General features: G+C 54.8%; 18 protein-coding genes. 11 read left to right on the top strand and 7 right to left on the bottom strand.

From position 1 onward, the window contains the following. Positions 1-30: 30 nt before the first annotated feature. The 5 genes from rfaQ to coaD all read left to right on the top strand — a co-directional run bounded on the left by rfaQ (position 31) and on the right by coaD (position 4,852). Positions 31-1,107, top strand: a complete 1,077-nt coding sequence (gene rfaQ / locus ACR8BF_RS00610) for a putative lipopolysaccharide heptosyltransferase III (protein WP_434745422.1) — start codon at positions 31-33, stop codon at positions 1,105-1,107. Beyond that, the gene (locus ACR8BF_RS00605; RefSeq protein ID WP_179899225.1) at positions 1,100-2,233 is read left to right on the top strand and encodes a glycosyltransferase family 4 protein; all 1,134 of its coding nucleotides are present in this window, start codon (positions 1,100-1,102) and stop codon (positions 2,231-2,233) included. Before rfaQ ends, ACR8BF_RS00605 begins: the two co-directional genes overlap by 8 nt. A 92-nt stretch (positions 2,234-2,325) precedes the next feature. After that, positions 2,326-3,600, top strand: a complete 1,275-nt coding sequence (waaA, locus tag ACR8BF_RS00600) for a lipid IV(A) 3-deoxy-D-manno-octulosonic acid transferase (RefSeq protein ID WP_179899224.1) — start codon at positions 2,326-2,328, stop codon at positions 3,598-3,600. Next, the gene (locus ACR8BF_RS00595) at positions 3,600-4,376 is read left to right on the top strand and encodes a glycosyltransferase family 2 protein (protein ID WP_434745421.1); all 777 of its coding nucleotides are present in this window, start codon (positions 3,600-3,602) and stop codon (positions 4,374-4,376) included. The genes waaA and ACR8BF_RS00595 overlap by 1 nt, the downstream gene beginning before the upstream one ends. Beyond that, complete coding sequence (gene coaD, locus ACR8BF_RS00590) at positions 4,373-4,852, top strand: pantetheine-phosphate adenylyltransferase (RefSeq protein WP_313701182.1); 480 nt, start codon at positions 4,373-4,375, stop codon at positions 4,850-4,852. The genes ACR8BF_RS00595 and coaD overlap by 4 nt, the downstream gene beginning before the upstream one ends. Here coaD and mutM read toward each other — a convergent pair. From mutM to radC, 4 genes are all read right to left on the bottom strand, one after another. Further along, a complete protein-coding gene (mutM, locus tag ACR8BF_RS00585; protein WP_434745420.1) occupies positions 4,849-5,658 on the bottom strand; it encodes a bifunctional DNA-formamidopyrimidine glycosylase/DNA-(apurinic or apyrimidinic site) lyase in 810 nt (269 codons plus the stop codon). The two genes, coaD and mutM, sit on opposite strands and share 4 nt — an antisense overlap. A 69-nt stretch (positions 5,659-5,727) precedes the next feature. Then, positions 5,728-5,895: a 50S ribosomal protein L33 gene (gene rpmG / locus ACR8BF_RS00580; protein WP_003024094.1), complete on the bottom strand. Its 168-nt coding sequence runs from the start codon at positions 5,893-5,895 to the stop codon at positions 5,728-5,730. A gap of 19 nt (positions 5,896-5,914) precedes the next feature. After that, positions 5,915-6,151, bottom strand: coding sequence for a 50S ribosomal protein L28 (gene rpmB, locus ACR8BF_RS00575; RefSeq protein ID WP_006121249.1), 237 nt, complete (start codon positions 6,149-6,151; stop codon positions 5,915-5,917). Positions 6,152-6,392: 241 nt separating this feature from the next. Then, positions 6,393-7,049, bottom strand: a complete 657-nt coding sequence (gene radC / locus ACR8BF_RS00570) for a RadC family protein (protein WP_179899220.1) — start codon at positions 7,047-7,049, stop codon at positions 6,393-6,395. A gap of 180 nt (positions 7,050-7,229) precedes the next feature. Here radC and coaBC point away from each other — a divergent pair, with 180 nt between their 5' ends. From coaBC to slmA, 3 genes are all read left to right on the top strand, one after another. After that, positions 7,230-8,450, top strand: coding sequence for a bifunctional phosphopantothenoylcysteine decarboxylase/phosphopantothenate--cysteine ligase CoaBC (gene coaBC / locus ACR8BF_RS00565; protein WP_434745419.1), 1,221 nt, complete (start codon positions 7,230-7,232; stop codon positions 8,448-8,450). Beyond that, positions 8,428-8,886, top strand: a complete 459-nt coding sequence (gene dut / locus ACR8BF_RS00560) for a dUTP diphosphatase (protein ID WP_179899218.1) — start codon at positions 8,428-8,430, stop codon at positions 8,884-8,886. The genes coaBC and dut overlap by 23 nt, the downstream gene beginning before the upstream one ends. Before the next feature lie 119 nt (positions 8,887-9,005). After that, positions 9,006-9,602: a nucleoid occlusion factor SlmA gene (gene slmA, locus ACR8BF_RS00555; protein ID WP_010258372.1), complete on the top strand. Its 597-nt coding sequence runs from the start codon at positions 9,006-9,008 to the stop codon at positions 9,600-9,602. 35 nt (positions 9,603-9,637) lie between these two features. On the opposite strand, the gene pyrE is transcribed toward slmA, so the two are convergent. Together pyrE and rph are read right to left on the bottom strand one after the other, a co-directional pair. Continuing rightward, positions 9,638-10,279, bottom strand: coding sequence for an orotate phosphoribosyltransferase (gene pyrE, locus ACR8BF_RS00550; protein ID WP_179899217.1), 642 nt, complete (start codon positions 10,277-10,279; stop codon positions 9,638-9,640). Between the two features lie 49 nt (positions 10,280-10,328). Continuing rightward, complete coding sequence (rph, locus tag ACR8BF_RS00545) at positions 10,329-11,045, bottom strand: ribonuclease PH (protein WP_179899216.1); 717 nt, start codon at positions 11,043-11,045, stop codon at positions 10,329-10,331. Positions 11,046-11,195: 150 nt separating this feature from the next. Here rph and ACR8BF_RS00540 point away from each other — a divergent pair, with 150 nt between their 5' ends. After that, positions 11,196-12,380, top strand: coding sequence for a NupC/NupG family nucleoside CNT transporter (locus tag ACR8BF_RS00540; protein ID WP_179899215.1), 1,185 nt, complete (start codon positions 11,196-11,198; stop codon positions 12,378-12,380). A gap of 38 nt (positions 12,381-12,418) precedes the next feature. Here ACR8BF_RS00540 and ACR8BF_RS00535 read toward each other — a convergent pair whose 3' ends face one another. Further along, positions 12,419-12,844, bottom strand: a complete 426-nt coding sequence (locus ACR8BF_RS00535; protein ID WP_179899214.1) for a DUF3574 domain-containing protein — start codon at positions 12,842-12,844, stop codon at positions 12,419-12,421. Between the two features lie 155 nt (positions 12,845-12,999). Here ACR8BF_RS00535 and ACR8BF_RS00530 point away from each other — a divergent pair, with 155 nt between their 5' ends. Together ACR8BF_RS00530 and lpxP are read left to right on the top strand one after the other, a co-directional pair. Further along, complete coding sequence (locus ACR8BF_RS00530) at positions 13,000-13,863, top strand: YicC/YloC family endoribonuclease (protein WP_292987340.1); 864 nt, start codon at positions 13,000-13,002, stop codon at positions 13,861-13,863. Positions 13,864-14,289: 426 nt separating this feature from the next. After that, the gene (gene lpxP, locus ACR8BF_RS00525; RefSeq protein ID WP_179899212.1) at positions 14,290-15,213 is read left to right on the top strand and encodes a kdo(2)-lipid IV(A) palmitoleoyltransferase; all 924 of its coding nucleotides are present in this window, start codon (positions 14,290-14,292) and stop codon (positions 15,211-15,213) included. Positions 15,214-15,345: the final 132 nt, after the last annotated feature.

The following is a 15,345-nucleotide window of genomic DNA, read 5'->3' as shown; positions in this document are numbered from 1 at the left end:
CGGTTCACTGAATTCTGAGAACTCTTGTTTATGGCCAGCCTGACTCCAGCAAACTTCTCTCCAAAAAATATATTACTGATAAAGCTGCGCCATCATGGTGACATGCTGCTCACAACGCCGGCCATCAATGCGCTTCATGAGCGTTATCCGCAGGCCAGCATTGACGTGTTGCTCTATAAGGAGACGCGTCCGATGCTGGAGGCGCATCCGGCTATCCGCCATTTGCACGTCATCGACCGCAAATGGAAGCAGGAGGGCACCTGGCGCAAGCTGGGCCATGAGCGTGCATTAATTCGTGCCGTGCGTGACGCCGATTATGATCTGGTGATTAATCTGGCCGATCAGTGGCGTGCGGCTTTGATTACCCGGCTCTCTGCGGCACCCGTTCGTATCGGCTTCGCTTTTAAAAAACGTGATAATGTTCTGTGGCGCTGGTGTCACAACGACCTGGTCCCCACACACAATCACAGCAAACTGCATACCGTTGAGCAGAATATGTCGGCGCTGTCGCCCCTCGGCATCAGCAGCGACGGCGCACGCGTTTCAATGCACTACAGCGATGCTGACCGGCAAACTGTACTGACAAGACTGGCGGAACATCATGTCACCGCACCCTATATTGTGGTGCAGCCGACCTCACGCTGGGGCTTCAAATGCTGGGAAGAGGAGAGCGTTGCCGCCACGCTCGATCAGCTGGCGCAGCCGGGCCGCAAAGTGGTGCTCACCGCCGGGCCGGACAAGCAGGAGCTGGCGATGATTAACCGTATTCGGGCGCTCTGTGCATCAAAGAATGTGGTTTCTCTGGCGGGCCAGTTTACTCTGCCGCAGCTGGCAGCGCTGATCGATCACGCCCGGCTGTTTATAGGTGTCGACTCTGCGCCGATGCACATGGCTGCCGCGCTTGAAACGCCCTGCATTGCGCTGTTTGGCCCGACCAAGCTTCAGCACTGGCGGCCCTGGGGTGACAATAATCATGTCATCTGGGCAGGCGATTATGGCCCACTGCCCTCACCCGACTCCATCGATACTAAAACTGACCAGCGTTATCTCTCGGCCATTCCGGTGAAGGATGTGGTCGCGGCAGCGAGGACCTACCTGAATGAGTAAGCTACGGCTGGCGATTGTCCGTCAGAAATATCGTCCGGATGGCGGTGCCGAGCGTTTTATCTCACGCGCGCTGGAAGCGCTGGGCACCGAACAGCTCGATCTCAATATCATTACCCGTAGCTGGCAGGGCACGCCTAATCCCGACTGGCATCTGCATATCTGCAATCCGGCAAAGCTGGGCCGGATATCCCGTGAGCGCGGCTTTGCCCGTGCAGCCCGTGCCTGCTGGGAACGAGAAAAGTTCGATATTGTGCAAAGCCATGAGCGCATCGCAGGCTGTGACATTTTCCGCGCGGGTGATGGGGTGCATCGCGTCTGGCTGGAACAGCGCGCCCGCATCGTCTCATCCTGGCAACGGTTGAGTGCGGCGCTGAGTCCTTACCATCGCTATGTGCTGCAGGCGGAAGCGGAGATGTTTAACTCTCCGACGCTAAAAGCGGTGATCTGTAATTCGGAGATGGTAAAGCGCGATATCCTGCGCTGCTTCTCGCTCGACGCCGGTAAAATCCATGTTATTCATAACGCTATCGACGCCAGCCGTTTTCAGCCCGCCACGGAAGCGGCTCGTCGCGCTACCCGTCAGCAACTGGAACTGCCCGATGCCGCTACCGTACTGATTTATGTCGGCTCCGGCTTTGAACGTAAGGGACTGAAAGCGGCAATCCAGGCGCTGGCCGCCAGCGATCGTTATCTGATCGTGGTAGGTCAGGATAAGCAATTACAGCGTTATCAGCAGTTGGCAAACCAGCTTAACTGTCTGGATCGCCTGCGCTTTATCGGCGTACAGCAGGACGTGCAGCCGTACTATCACGCGGCGGACGGCCTGCTGCTGCCCACGCTCTACGATCCATTCCCGAATGTGGTGCTGGAGGCGATGGCCTGCGGCTTACCGGTGATTACCAGCACCGGTTGCGGTGGCGCAGAATTTATTACCGCTGGTCAGGAAGGCTTCGTTTGTGATGCTTTGGATATCAATGGGTTAAATAAGGCCATTAACGCAATACCGGCACTTTCCCTGGATTCACGAATGGGTGAGGCGGCACGGCGCAAAATTGAACCTTACAGCCCACAACGACTGGCGCTGTCACTGACCTCGCTTTATCAGCAGGTACTGAATAGCAACTGACAATGTGGGATGAGTGCATGCAGGGTTTCTGATAACATGCCGTCATCTGATTTTAATCTGTTTTTAGACGCGAACCTGCTGTAACGGTAACTATGACGACCATTTACACCGCATTGCTCTACTTAATTCAGCCACTGATTTGGCTGCGCCTGTGGCTGCGCGGTCGTAAAGCGCCTGCCTATCGCAAGCGCTGGGCAGAACGCTATGGCTATTGTGTCGGCAAAGTGAAGCCCGACGGCATTGTGCTCCATTCGGTCTCTGTGGGTGAAACCCTGGCCGCTATTCCGCTGGTGCGTGCGCTGCGTCACCGTTACCCGACCCTGCCGATTACCGTGACGACTATGACGCCGACCGGCTCTGAACGCGCGCAGTCTGCTTTTGGCAAAGATGTGCATCACGTTTATCTGCCTTATGACCTGCCGGGTTCGATCAATCGTTTTCTGGATACGGTCAACCCACGGCTGGTAATCATCATGGAAACCGAGCTATGGCCGAACATTATCCGCATCCTGCACCAGCGCAATATTCCGCTGGTGATCGCCAATGCCCGCCTTTCGGCGCGATCCGCTAAAGGCTACCGCAAGCTCGGTAAATTCATGCGCCAGTTGTTGCAGAGCATCACGCTGATTGCGGCGCAGAATGCAGAAGATGGTGACCGCTTCCTGAGTCTGGGCCTTAAACGTTCACAACTGACAGTCACCGGCAGCCTGAAATTTGATATTTCCGTCACGCCAGAACTGGCCGCCAGAGCGGTGACACTGCGTCGCCAGTGGGCGCCGCGCCGTCCGGTGTGGATCGCTACCAGCACGCACGAAGGCGAAGAGGCTATAGTGCTGGATGCCCATCGCCGCCTGTTGCAGACGTTTCCGGATCTGCTGCTGATTCTTGTTCCCCGCCATCCCGAGCGCTTCAACGATGCCCGCGAACTGACGCAGGCACGAGGATTTAGTTTTATCCTGCGCAGCAGCGGCGAGATCCCTTCTGGCTCAACGCAGGTGGTCATTGGTGATTCGATGGGGGAACTGATGCTGCTTTATGGCATTGCCGATCTGGCGTTTGTCGGTGGCAGCCTGGTTGAACGGGGCGGACACAACCCGCTTGAACCTGCCGCCCATGCACTTCCGGTTCTGATGGGACCCCATATCTGGAATTTCAAAGATATCTGCAGCAAATTGCAGGAAGGTCAGGGACTGATCACCGTTACCGACGTGATTTCGCTGGAAAAAGAGGTCACCAATCTGTTGCAGGATGATGATTACCGCCGTTATTACGGACGCCATGCGGTGGACGTGCTGCATCAGAATCAGGGTGCACTCCAGCGTCTGCTACAGTTACTCGAACCGCATCTGCCACCCCGGACCCACTAATGTCAGCACGCCAACGTCTTTCCGTGGTGATGATCGCCAAAAATGAAGCGGAACTGCTGCCTGATTGCCTGGCTTCGGTTAGCTGGGCCGATGAAATTATCATGCTGGATTCTGGCAGCAGTGACGACAGTGTCAACATTGCCACAAAGGCGGGAGCAAAGGTCTATCTCAATGATGACTGGCAGGGCTATGGCATTCAGCGCCAGCGCGCGCAGGATTATGCCACCGGCGACATGATTCTGATGATCGATGCGGATGAGCGTGTTTCACCCGAATTGCGAGCCGCGATTGAGCAGGTACTGATTGCCCCACCCAGCCGCACGGTTTATAGCCTGGGCCGAACTAATCTGTTTCTCGGTCGCTTCATGCGCCACAGTGGCTGGTATCCCGACCGCGTAATGCGTCTCTATCCTCGCACCTTCCACTACAATGACAATCTGGTGCATGAATCACTGCAGAGTGACGGCGCGCCGGTAGTGGCATTGCCTGGCGATCTGGAACATCTGACCTGCCGCGATTTAGTCGCCTTTCAGCGTAAGCAACTGGCCTATGCTGAAGCCTGGGCTACGGAACGCCATCAGCGTGGTAAGCGTTGCAGCCTGTTTTCTGTGTTCAGCCATACGCTGGGCGCGTTTGTGAAAACGTTGCTGCTGCGTGCCGGCTTTCTCGACGGCACGCAGGGCTGGATTCTGGCGGTGGTCAACGCGCAATATACCTTCAATAAATATTCAGCCCTCTGGGCGCTGAATCATGCTTCGGCAAAAGGGCGAGTATGACTACGAAAGCCATCTATCCCGGTACGTTTGATCCTGTGACGCTTGGCCATGTCGACATCGTGACGCGTGCAGCACAGATGTTTGATAAGGTCATTCTGGCCGTTGCCGCCAGCCCCAGTAAAAAACCGATGTTCAGTCTGGATGAGCGCGTGGCGCTGGCTGGTGAAGTCATAGCTCATCTGCCCAACGTTGAGGTCGTCGGCTTCAGCGATCTGATGGCGAATTTCGCCCGTGACCAGCAGGCGAATGTTCTGGTCCGTGGCTTGCGTGCAGTGTCAGATTTTGAATATGAAATGCAGCTGGCGCAGATGAATCGTCACCTGCTGCCGACGCTGGAGAGTGTCTTCCTGATGCCGTCTGAAGGCTTTTCGTTTATCTCTTCCTCACTGGTCAAAGAGGTGGCGCGTCACGGCGGCGATGTCAGCGCCTTCCTGCCCGCGCCGGTGCATCAGGCACTGCTGGCTAAACTGGCTTAGTGCTGGCAGTTCGGGCACCAGTAAGTGCTGCGCTGCCCATGCCTGCCGCTGACAATCGGCGTACCGCATGCCCGGCAGGGTTTACCTGCCCGGCCATAAACCTGCAACTGCTGTGCAAAATAGCCCGGCTTGCCGTCGGTCTGCAGGAAGTCACGCAGCGTGGTCCCGCCCTGCTCAATCGAGCGTAACAGCACCGCTTTGATGGTATTGACCAGTAGCTCCGCTTCAGTCTGCGACAGGCTTCCGGCAGCACGATCGGGAATGATCCCGGCGGTAAACAGAGACTCACTGGCGTAAATGTTGCCCACACCCACCACCACTTTGTTATCCATCAGCCACTGCTTGATGAGCGTCCTTTTGCCGCGTGACTTATCGAACAGGTAAGCCCCGTCAAACGCCTCGCTGAGCGGCTCCGGCCCGAGATGTGCCAGTACGCTACTGCCTGCCAGATCGCTGCTCCAGAGCCAGGCGCCAAAGCGGCGCGGATCGGTGTAGCGCAGCACTTTGCCGTTGCTCATTACTAAATCAACATGGTCATGCTTCGCCGCTGGCAGCTCTTCTGACAGCACGCGCAGGCTGCCTGACATACCAAGGTGGATAATGATCCAGCCATGCGGCAGCTCCAGCAGCAGATATTTCGCCCGGCGCTGCACGCTGAGAACCGGCTGATCGCTCAGCGCCAGAATCTCCTGCGAAACAGGCCAGCGCAGACGTGAATTACGCACCACGGCGTGAAGGATGGTTTCACCGACCAAATGCGGTTCGATACCGCGGCGGCTGGTTTCAACCTCTGGCAACTCTGGCATACCCTCTCCTCAGCGTTTTACACAAACAAAAAACCCGGCCGGAGCCGGGTTTTTAGCAGAACACTAAAATTACTTAATTTTAGCTTCTTTGTAGAGCACATGCTGACGTACAACCGGATCGAACTTTTTCAGTTCCAGCTTCTCTGGTTTAGTACGTTTGTTCTTCGTGGTGGTATAGAAGTGACCTGTACCAGCAGAGGAAACCAGCTTGATCTTCTCACGAATACCTTTAGCCATGATTCAGTTCCTTAGTACCTTAGTACTTCTCACCACGGGCACGCATATCGGCTAACACCGTATCAATGCCCTTTTTATCAATAATACGCATACCTTTAACAGATACACGCAGAGTAACGAAGCGCTTCTCGCTCTCAACCCAAAAACGGTGTGAGTGCAGGTTCGGAAGGAAACGGCGTTTCGTCGCGTTCATTGCGTGGGAACGGTTGTTACCCGTCACCGGACGCTTTCCAGTTACCTGGCAGACTCGTGACATGTCAATATCTCCAAAAATCAAATCAGCTCGAGCTTTAAAAATTAGGTTTGGGCCGCCTCGTCAGGCTTGCAGCCCGCCAGGCGAATTCCATGGAACCCGCTAAGCTGGCCTAACCGCCAAACCCGAGATTCTCAAAGGTGGCGTAGTATACGCCGCTCAGCCCAAGTGCTCAAGTCCCGAACAGATAAAGATCCCGAATGATCGGGCAAAAAGCCGCCACCTGGCGTGAAATTTCCCGGTATCAGAGCCATCCACGCTCCGCAAAGGAGACATATTCGCCGTGACCTATCACCAGATGATCGAGCAAACGGATGTCGAGTAGCTGGCAGGCTTCGCTGACTTTATGCGTCACTTCACGGTCTGCCCTGCTGGGTTCGGCCATGCCCGATGGGTGATTATGCGCCAGTATCAGGGCGGCCGCGTTGAGCTTCAGCGCTTCACGGACGATCTCGCGGGGGTGCACTTCCACGCTGTTAATGGAGCCCGAGAACATATTTTGTGCCCGCAGGACCCGATGCTGGTTATCCAGAAACAGGGCCATAAAGATCTCACGCTCCTGATGGGCTAACAGACTTTGCAGATACTGACGCGTGATTTGTGGATTCTCCATTGCGCTTTCGCGGGCCAGCTTGCTGGCGAAAAAGCGCTTCGCCAGTTCGGCAATTGCGTGAAGTTGCGCCAGCTTGGCATCGCCGACGCCTTTGATTTTACTGAGTGCTGCTTTGTCTGACGTCATGAGCTGATAAAGCGAGCCAAAACCCTCCAGCATCTGCCCGGCCAGCTCAAGGACATTTTGCCCGGGCGATCCGGTACGGAGAAAAATGGCCAGCAGTTCAGTATCGCTGAGCGAATGGGCACCCAGCGTCTGAAGTTTTTCCCGTGGTCCCTTAACTTTCATGTTCGCTCTCCCTGAGATGAGCCTCAGAATGGCCTATCCTGGAGAACGCGGCTATTAGTGGAGCTGCAATCTACGAGGCGGCTCGCAAACGCAGTCGCTGAAAAGGCGCATCCGTACTTTTGTGATAAAGTCCGTGCATTCGCCGCCGCGAGCGGCAGAGAGCTTAGTGAGGCCAACATCATGATGGGATTAGCGGGCAAAAGAATTCTTCTTGGCGTAAGCGGCGGTATCGCCGCTTATAAAGCACCTGAGCTGGTACGCCGCCTGCGCGATCGCGGGGCAGATGTGCGCGTAATGATGACAGAGGGCGCCAAAGCGTTTATTACCCCGCTCAGCCTGCAGGCCGTCTCCGGCTATCCGGTTTTTGACGATCTCCTTGATCCCGCTGCGGAAGCGGCGATGGGTCATATTGAACTGGCAAAATGGGCCGATCTGATTGTGCTGGCACCCGCCACTGCCGACCTGATTGCCCGTGTTACTGCCGGTATGGCAAACGATCTGGTGACGACCGCTGTGTTAGCGACGGCTTCACCCGTCGCGGTGGTGCCTGCCATGAATCAGCAGATGTATCGCGCGGCGGTGACCCAGCAAAACCTTCAGACGCTCCACGAGCGAGGCGTGCTGATTTGGGGACCGGACAGCGGCAGCCAGGCCTGTGGTGATGTCGGGCCGGGTCGGATGCTTGACCCGCTGGCGATTGTTGACTATGCGGTGCAGTGGGCCGCGCCCGTCAACGATCTGCAACATCTCAACATTATGATTACCGCCGGCCCGACCCGAGAGGCACTGGATCCGGTGCGCTACATCACGAATCACAGCTCCGGTAAAATGGGCTTTGCTATTGCCGCAGCCGCGGCCAGCCGCGGCGCACAGGTGACGCTGGTCAGCGGCCCGGTCACCCTGGCTGCACCTGCCGGTGTGCGGCGCATTGATGTTACCAGCGCGCTGGAGATGCAGGCCGCTGTGATGAGTGAGATAGATAAACAACATATTTTCATTGCAAGCGCAGCCGTGGCAGACTACCGGGCAGCCGATATTGCGGCCGATAAAATCAAGAAACAGGGCGGTGATGATAACGTCACGCTGCACCTGGTAAAAAATCCCGATATTGTTGCTGGCGTGGCTGCTCTTCACGAAAACCGGCCATTCGTCGTTGGATTTGCTGCTGAAACACAGAATGTGGAAGAATACGCCCGGCAAAAACGTGTGCGCAAAAATCTGGACCTGATCTGCGCTAACGACGTCGCTAAGGCCGGTCAGGGATTTAATAGCGACACCAATGCTCTTCACCTTTTTTGGCAGGATGGAGAAAAACGCTTACCGCTCAGCGATAAGTCTCTCCTTGGCCAACAATTAATAGACGAGATTGTCAGCCGTTATGATGAAAAAAATAGACGTTAAGATTCTGGATGCGCGCGTCGGCAAAGAGTTTCCACTGCCGACCTACGCTACTTCAGGTTCCGCTGGGTTAGATTTACGCGCCTGTATTGATGATGTTCTCAACATCGAACCAGGCACCACGACACTGGTTCCGACCGGCCTGGCGATTCATATCGCCGACCCCGATCTGGCCGCTGTGATCCTGCCGCGCTCAGGCCTTGGCCACAAGCATGGCATCGTGCTGGGCAATCTGGTAGGTCTGATTGATTCGGACTATCAGGGACAGCTCATGGTATCGGTCTGGAATCGTGGCCAGGAAAGCTTCTCACTGCAGCCCGGCGATCGCATGGCACAACTGGTGTTTGTACCGGTAGTCCAGGCGGAATTTAACCTGGTCGAAGATTTCGACGCCAGCCAGCGCGGCGAAGGCGGCTTCGGCCACTCCGGCCGCCAGTAACCCGCATTACCGACTTTCACTTACGCCCGTTATTTTTCCTCATCGCCGCAGGACGCGTTCCTGTGGCAGATGCGTAGGTGTTGCCTGTTTTTAGGTGAATTTCAGGGGTCTTTAAGGTCATGGCAGAAAAAAAAGTCGCGAAGCGGAATCGTCGCGAAGAGATTTTGCAGGCGCTGGCGCAGATGCTGGAGTCGGGTGATGGTAGTCAGCGTATTACCACAGCCAAACTGGCAGCCACGGTGGGGGTTTCCGAAGCGGCGCTGTATCGTCATTTCCCCAGCAAGACACGAATGTTCGATAGCCTGATTGAGTTTATCGAAGACAGTCTGATTACCCGCATCAATCTGATCCTCAAGGATGAAAAAGAGACCATGACGCGTCTGCGTCTGATCGTGCAATTGATTCTGGGATTTGGTGAGCGTAATCCGGGACTGACGCGCATTCTGACCGGCCATGCGCTGATGTTTGAGCAGGACCGGCTGCAGGGACGTATCAATCAACTGTTCGAGCGGATTGAAGTGCAACTGCGACAGGTCATGCGTGAACGGAAAATGCGAGAGGGCGAAGCCTTTCAGGCTGATGAGGCGTTACTGGCAAGTCAGCTGCTGGCGTTCTGTGAAGGCTTATTGTCGCGGTATGTCCGTTCTGAGTTTCGTTTTAGTCCTACCGCAGACTTTGAGGCTCGCTGGCCGCTGATTGCCGCACAGCTGGCGTAAAGAGTCAGAGAAGGCGGGCATCGCGCCCGCCTCTGTTAAATCCCGTATGCTTTCTGATAAGCACGGACCTGGGCCAGATGATCGGCCATCTCCGGCTTCTCTTCCAGCCAGGCGATCAGGTCTGCCAGTGTGATAATCGCGGTTACTTTACAGCCGTAATCACGTTCCACTTCCTGAATCGCCGACATTTCTCCGCGTCCACGCTCCTGACGATCAAGCGAAACCAGCACGCCAGCCAGGGTAGCGTTGTGCGCGCCGATAATATCCATCGACTCACGAATCGCCGTGCCGGCGGTGATCACATCGTCTACCAGCATCACTTTACCCTGCAGCGTGCTGCCCACCAGCAGACCGCCTTCACCATGATCTTTGGCTTCTTTACGGTTGAAGCAGTAAGGCACATCGCGGTCATGATGATCCGCCAGCGCCACCGCTGTAGTGGTGGCAATCGGAATGCCTTTATAGGCCGGACCGAACAGCAGATCGAAATCCACAGCGCCATCCACCAGCGCCTGCGCGTAGAAGCGTCCCAGCAGCGCTAAATCCCGTCCGCTGTTAAACAGACCGGCATTAAAGAAATAGGGGCTTTTACGCCCGGACTTCAAAGTGAACTCACCGAACTTCAGCACCTGTTTGTTCAGGGCGAATTCAATAAACTGACGCTGCCAGGCTTTCATTTCTCACTCCTCAAATAAAGAAAAGGCGACTCTGAGGTCGCCTGTTACATCAATTTTCCAGCGCTGCTTTCTGCGCCTGAATTAATTCCTCAATTCCGCCGCGTGCCAGCGCCAGTAGCGTCAGCAACTCTTCATGACTGAACGGTTCGCCCTCGGCAGTGCCCTGCACCTCGATCATGCGGCCATCTTCCAGCATCACGACGTTCATGTCGGTTTCTGCGGCTGAGTCTTCAACGTACTCCAGATCGCATAACGCTTCGCCCCTGACGATGCCCACTGAAATCGCTGCGACCATGCCCTTCATCGGGTTTGCTTTCAGCTTGCCGCTGGCTACAAGTTTGTTCAGCGCATCAGCCAGTGCCACACAGGCGCCAGTGATTGATGCGGTACGGGTGCCGCCATCGGCCTGAATCACGTCACAGTCAAGCGTGATGGTAAATTCACCCAGGGCTTTCAGATCCACCGCGGCGCGCAGTGAACGGGCGATCAGACGCTGAATCTCCAGGGTTCGCCCGCCCTGCTTGCCTTTTGCGGCTTCACGCGCCATACGGCTGTGGGTCGAACGCGGCAGCATGCCATATTCGGCGGTAACCCAACCCTGGCCCTGGCCTTTAAGGAAACGCGGAACCCCTTCGTCTACGGAGGCAGTGCAAAGCACTTTTGTTTCGCCGAATTCCACCAGAACGGAACCCTCTGCGTGTTTGGTGTAATTGCGGGTCAATGTGACTGGACGCACCTGTTGTGCGCTACGGCCTGCTGGACGCATGGGTATTCTCCGGCTTGCTAATGATTGGCTGCGCATTATACGGACTTCCTTGCCCGCTGTCTCTTACGCAGGTCCGGCGCAGGCATCAGATGAAATTCCCTGCCAGCTGTGGCTAAATGCGCTTTCCTTTCTCTCTGATAAAAAAGACATATGGCCGCCATTCTTCATTTCCTGCTGGCGCTGGTGGTGATTTTCGCCCTTGCGCTGCTGGTCAGTCATGACCGTAAACAGATTCGTCTGCGCTTTATTGTTCAACTGATTGTGGTGGAAGCCGCGTTGGGTTGGTTCTTCCTTCACTCTGCCGGAGGTCTGGCGCTGGTCAGCTCGTTCGCCGGTTTCTTTGAGACGCTGCTGGGCTTTGCCGCACAGGGCACAGAATTCGTGTTTGGCGGAATGAGCAAACAGGGGCTGGCATTTATCTTCCTTGGCGTGCTTTGCCCGATTGTCTTTATTTCAGCACTGATCGGCATATTGCAGCACTGGCGTATTCTGCCCCTGCTGATCCGTATTTTCGGGACACTGCTGTCGAAGATTAACGGCATGGGCAAGCTGGAGTCGTTTAACGCCGTCAGCACACTGATTCTGGGTCAGTCAGAAAACTTTATCGCCTATAAAGGGATTCTGGGCGATATCCCGCCGCGCCGTCTCTACACCATGGCAGCGACCGCGATGTCCACCGTTTCGTTGTCGATTGTCGGGGCTTATATGTCGATGATTGAACCGAAGTATGTGGTTGCGGCCCTGCTGCTTAACATGTTCAGCACCTTTATTATCCTGTCGATCATCAACCCGATGGAAAGCCGGGATGAGCAGCCTATCGCGCTGGAAAAGCTGCATGAAGAGCAGAGCTTCTTTGAGATGCTGGGCGAGTACATACTTGCCGGTTTCAAAGTTGCGATGATCATTCTGGCGATGCTGATTGGCTTTATTGCCCTGATTGCTGCCGTGAACGCGGTGTTTGCGGCGGTGTTCGGCTACAGCTTCCAGCAGCTGCTCGGCTATCTGTTCTATCCACTGGCCTGGCTAATTGGTATTCCCAAAGCCGATGCCCTGCAGGCAGCCAGCATCATGGCGACCAAGCTGGTTGCGAATGAATTTGTGGCGATGATTGAACTGCAGAAAGTCGCGTCGAGCATGAGTGCGCGCGGGCTGGGTATTCTGTCGGTGTTCCTGGTCTCCTTTGCTAACTTTGCCTCGATCGGCATTGTAGCGGGCGCAATAAAAGGCCTGAACGAGAAACAGGGAAATGTGGTTTCCCGGTTTGGCTGGAAGCTGGTCTATGGCTCCACGCTGGTCAGCCTGCTCTCTGCGGCCTTTGCGGGCCTGTTTATCTGATGATTCAACGGGCGGCAGTGCTGCCGCCCGCTTTCGCCCTAGAATCCGACACAGACGGGCGCATCTACCCGCATCACCGACTCCTGATCAAACCGTTTTTTGTAGAGATTGCGTAACGCCTCAATATCCTGATTGGTGGCGTGATCGATACCATGGATGAGCATCAATGCCTTACTGTTCTCTCGTGCCAGCTTACCGTTCTCGCCCAGCCACTGACCTTTAGCGTCATAGACCGACAATCCCGCTTTGAAACGTGGCGTGACTTCGTTATCTACGAAGTTCATCCAGTCGAGTGAACTCACACTGCCGCCATCTGGCTTGCTTAGTCCAAACCACAACGTGGTCTGCATCATCATATCGCCACCCGCACAGATGGGTTGCGGTTTAGTCGGCGGCGCGTGGCGAATCTGGCAACCCGCCAGCAGCAGCGCCATCACAACAGGAAGAGCAATAACGCGAGACATAGATTAGTCATCCTCACAAGGGGTCAGCGTTCATCATAAGTGGCTGTCACTAAAAGCGGAAATGGTTCGTTATTTTCCTGTGAGACGCTTATGCCTGTTATGCCGTGGCTCGCCTCGCTATACTTCACCCATCTTTCCGCAAATGAGTACCGCTTATGATCCGCAGTATGACCGCTTATGCCCGCCGTGAAGCCAAAGGCGAATGGGGCAGCGCCGCCTGGGAGCTGCGTTCCGTTAACCAGCGTTATCTGGAAACTTATATCCGTCTGCCGGAGCAGTTTCGTGGGCTGGAGCCGGTTATCCGCGAGCGCATTCGCCAGCGTCTGACGCGCGGTAAAATTGAGTGCAACCTGCGTTATGATGCCGATCCCAGCGCGCAGGGCGAGCTGATGCTCAATGAAACGCTGGCTAAACAGCTGGTGCAGGCTGCCAACTGGGTAAAAATGCAGAGCGATGAAGGCGCGATTAATCCGCTGGATATTCTGCGCTGGCCGGGTGTGATGTCTGCGCAGGAGCAGGATCTGGATGCTATCAACACGCAGTTATTACAGGCACTGGATGGTGCGCTGGATGATTTTATTGCGGCACGTGAAAGCGAAGGCACTGCACTGAAAGCGATGATTGAGCAACGTCTGGAAGGCGTCTCACAGGAAGTCAGCAAAGTGCGCGCGCAGATGCCTGAAGTGATTAAATGGCAGCGTGAGCGTCTGGTCGCCAAGCTGGAAGATGCTGAAGTCCAGCTGGAAAACAATCGCCTTGAGCAGGAACTGGTGATGATGGCGCAGCGTGTCGACGTCTCTGAAGAGCTGGATCGTCTGGATGCGCACGTGAAAGAGACCTACAACATCCTAAAAAAGAAAGAGGCCGTTGGCCGCCGTCTCGATTTCATGATGCAGGAGTTCAATCGTGAGTCGAATACGCTGGCATCAAAGTCGATTAACGCAGAAATCACCACTTCAGCGATCGAACTAAAAGTGCTGATTGAACAGATGCGCGAGCAGATTCAGAATATTGAGTAATTTCTACCCAACAAAGCGCTCGCAGCAGCGCTTTGTTACCCCTTTCAGCTGCTGTCAGCACTTAAAGTATTCACTCCTTCCGCCACAATTAATCGCTTTTTCAGCGCAGCCAGCATCAGAATCAGGTAAAGATAAATAAATAATCATTTCCAGACTGTTCCTGAAACGACCTCGCTTACAATTAAAGCCTCCTTTAGGCTTCGCTTAAAAAATTGAAAAGTAAACCTTTTATCGGATTAATGTATTTTTACAGCCGGTATTAACGCCTCTCCATGAAACAGGTCAATCCTGTAGATTCCGGAGTTTCCCTTTCTTTGAAGGCACTTTTTGATAAAGTACTGGTCGAAATCAGTACAGCCGTACCGCTTTAAGACTCATGGAAGTGCTCTTTATGCGATACTTCCCCCTATTCCATGAAGGTTGTTAATGAAAAACAACGGAAAATTTAGCAGTTCGCTGCTGCATCCGCGTTATTGGTTTACCTGGTTTGGCCTTGGTGTGCTCTGGCTTCTGGTACAGCTTCCCTATCCTGTTCTTATGCGTCTCGGTACCGGCGCGGGCAAAATTTCCCGTCATTTCCTGCAGCGCCGCGAACGCATCACCCGACGGAACATCGAACTCTGCTTCCCGGGCATCAGTGAAGAAAAAACAGAGCATATGATTGCCGGCAACTTTGCGTCGCTGGGCATGGCCCTGGCTGAAACCGGTATTGCCTGGTTCTGGTCTGACCGTGCAGTAAGACGTCTGTTTAAAGTATCGGGAATGGAAAACCTGCATGCTGCGCAGAAAGAAAATCGTGGTGTGATGCTGATTGGTGTGCATTTCATGTCACTGGAACTGGGTGGCCGCATCAGCGGACTCTGTCAGCCAATGATGGCGATGTACCGCCCCCACAATAACCAGGCGATGGAATATGTGCAGACTAAAGGTCGGATGCGCTCTAATAAAGCGATGATCGACCGTCGTGATCTACGCGGTATGGTTAATGCCCTGAAACAGGGTGAATCGGTCTGGTTTGCGCCTGACCAGGATTACGGCCCTAAAGGCAGCACCTTTGCGCCGCTGTTTGCAGTGGAAAAAGCCGCCACCACTAACGGGACGTTTGTTCTGTCGCGTCTGGCGAAGCCAGCGATGGTGCCGATTATGCTGATTCGTAATCCAGGAAATGATGGCTACCACTTGATCATCGAACCGATGCTGGAAAATTACCCTCATACGGACGAGGCTGCTGCTGCAGCTTATATGAACAAAGTGATCGAAAATCAGATTCTGCGTGCGCCCGAACAATATCTCTGGCTGCACCGTCGCTTCAAAACCCGCCCACCGGGTGAAAAATCGCTCTACGTCTGAGTTAACTGATAAAGCAGGCCACGCGCCTGCTTTATTGTTTTTATCTGCTGAACCCCTCATGCGTTACGTCCGCTTCCTCTGTCCCAATAACTTCAGCTATTCAGCACACCTGTTCTGCGGCAGGCAGGCTGG

The organism is Candidatus Pantoea rara, from assembly GCF_051136265.1.
Lineage (GTDB): Bacteria > Pseudomonadota > Gammaproteobacteria > Enterobacterales > Enterobacteriaceae > Pantoea > Pantoea rara.
Note: the sequence above shows the minus strand (reverse complement) of the source record. Positions and strands in the feature narration are given on the sequence as shown.

What these genes read in the sequence shown, in the direction of transcription:
- rpmB (WP_006121249.1), bottom strand. Translation starts at nt 6,151, where the DNA reads ATGTCACGAGTCTGCCAGGTAACTGGAAAGCGTCCGGTGACGGGTAAC.
- ACR8BF_RS00595 (WP_434745421.1), top strand. Translation starts at nt 3,600, where the DNA reads ATGTCAGCACGCCAACGTCTTTCCGTGGTGATGATCGCCAAAAATGAA.
- coaBC (WP_434745419.1), top strand. Translation starts at nt 7,230, where the DNA reads ATGATGGGATTAGCGGGCAAAAGAATTCTTCTTGGCGTAAGCGGCGGT.
- dut (WP_179899218.1), top strand. Translation starts at nt 8,428, where the DNA reads ATGATGAAAAAAATAGACGTTAAGATTCTGGATGCGCGCGTCGGCAAA.
- mutM (WP_434745420.1), bottom strand. Translation starts at nt 5,658, where the DNA reads ATGCCAGAGTTGCCAGAGGTTGAAACCAGCCGCCGCGGTATCGAACCG.
- slmA (WP_010258372.1), top strand. Translation starts at nt 9,006, where the DNA reads ATGGCAGAAAAAAAAGTCGCGAAGCGGAATCGTCGCGAAGAGATTTTG.
- radC (WP_179899220.1), bottom strand. Translation starts at nt 7,049, where the DNA reads ATGAAAGTTAAGGGACCACGGGAAAAACTTCAGACGCTGGGTGCCCAT.
- waaA (WP_179899224.1), top strand. Translation starts at nt 2,326, where the DNA reads ATGACGACCATTTACACCGCATTGCTCTACTTAATTCAGCCACTGATT.
- ACR8BF_RS00540 (WP_179899215.1), top strand. Translation starts at nt 11,196, where the DNA reads ATGGCCGCCATTCTTCATTTCCTGCTGGCGCTGGTGGTGATTTTCGCC.
- coaD (WP_313701182.1), top strand. Translation starts at nt 4,373, where the DNA reads ATGACTACGAAAGCCATCTATCCCGGTACGTTTGATCCTGTGACGCTT.
- lpxP (WP_179899212.1), top strand. Translation starts at nt 14,290, where the DNA reads ATGAAAAACAACGGAAAATTTAGCAGTTCGCTGCTGCATCCGCGTTAT.
- pyrE (WP_179899217.1), bottom strand. Translation starts at nt 10,279, where the DNA reads ATGAAAGCCTGGCAGCGTCAGTTTATTGAATTCGCCCTGAACAAACAG.
- ACR8BF_RS00535 (WP_179899214.1), bottom strand. Translation starts at nt 12,844, where the DNA reads ATGTCTCGCGTTATTGCTCTTCCTGTTGTGATGGCGCTGCTGCTGGCG.
- rph (WP_179899216.1), bottom strand. Translation starts at nt 11,045, where the DNA reads ATGCGTCCAGCAGGCCGTAGCGCACAACAGGTGCGTCCAGTCACATTG.
- rfaQ (WP_434745422.1), top strand. Translation starts at nt 31, where the DNA reads ATGGCCAGCCTGACTCCAGCAAACTTCTCTCCAAAAAATATATTACTG.
- ACR8BF_RS00605 (WP_179899225.1), top strand. Translation starts at nt 1,100, where the DNA reads ATGAGTAAGCTACGGCTGGCGATTGTCCGTCAGAAATATCGTCCGGAT.
- rpmG (WP_003024094.1), bottom strand. Translation starts at nt 5,895, where the DNA reads ATGGCTAAAGGTATTCGTGAGAAGATCAAGCTGGTTTCCTCTGCTGGT.
- ACR8BF_RS00530 (WP_292987340.1), top strand. Translation starts at nt 13,000, where the DNA reads ATGATCCGCAGTATGACCGCTTATGCCCGCCGTGAAGCCAAAGGCGAA.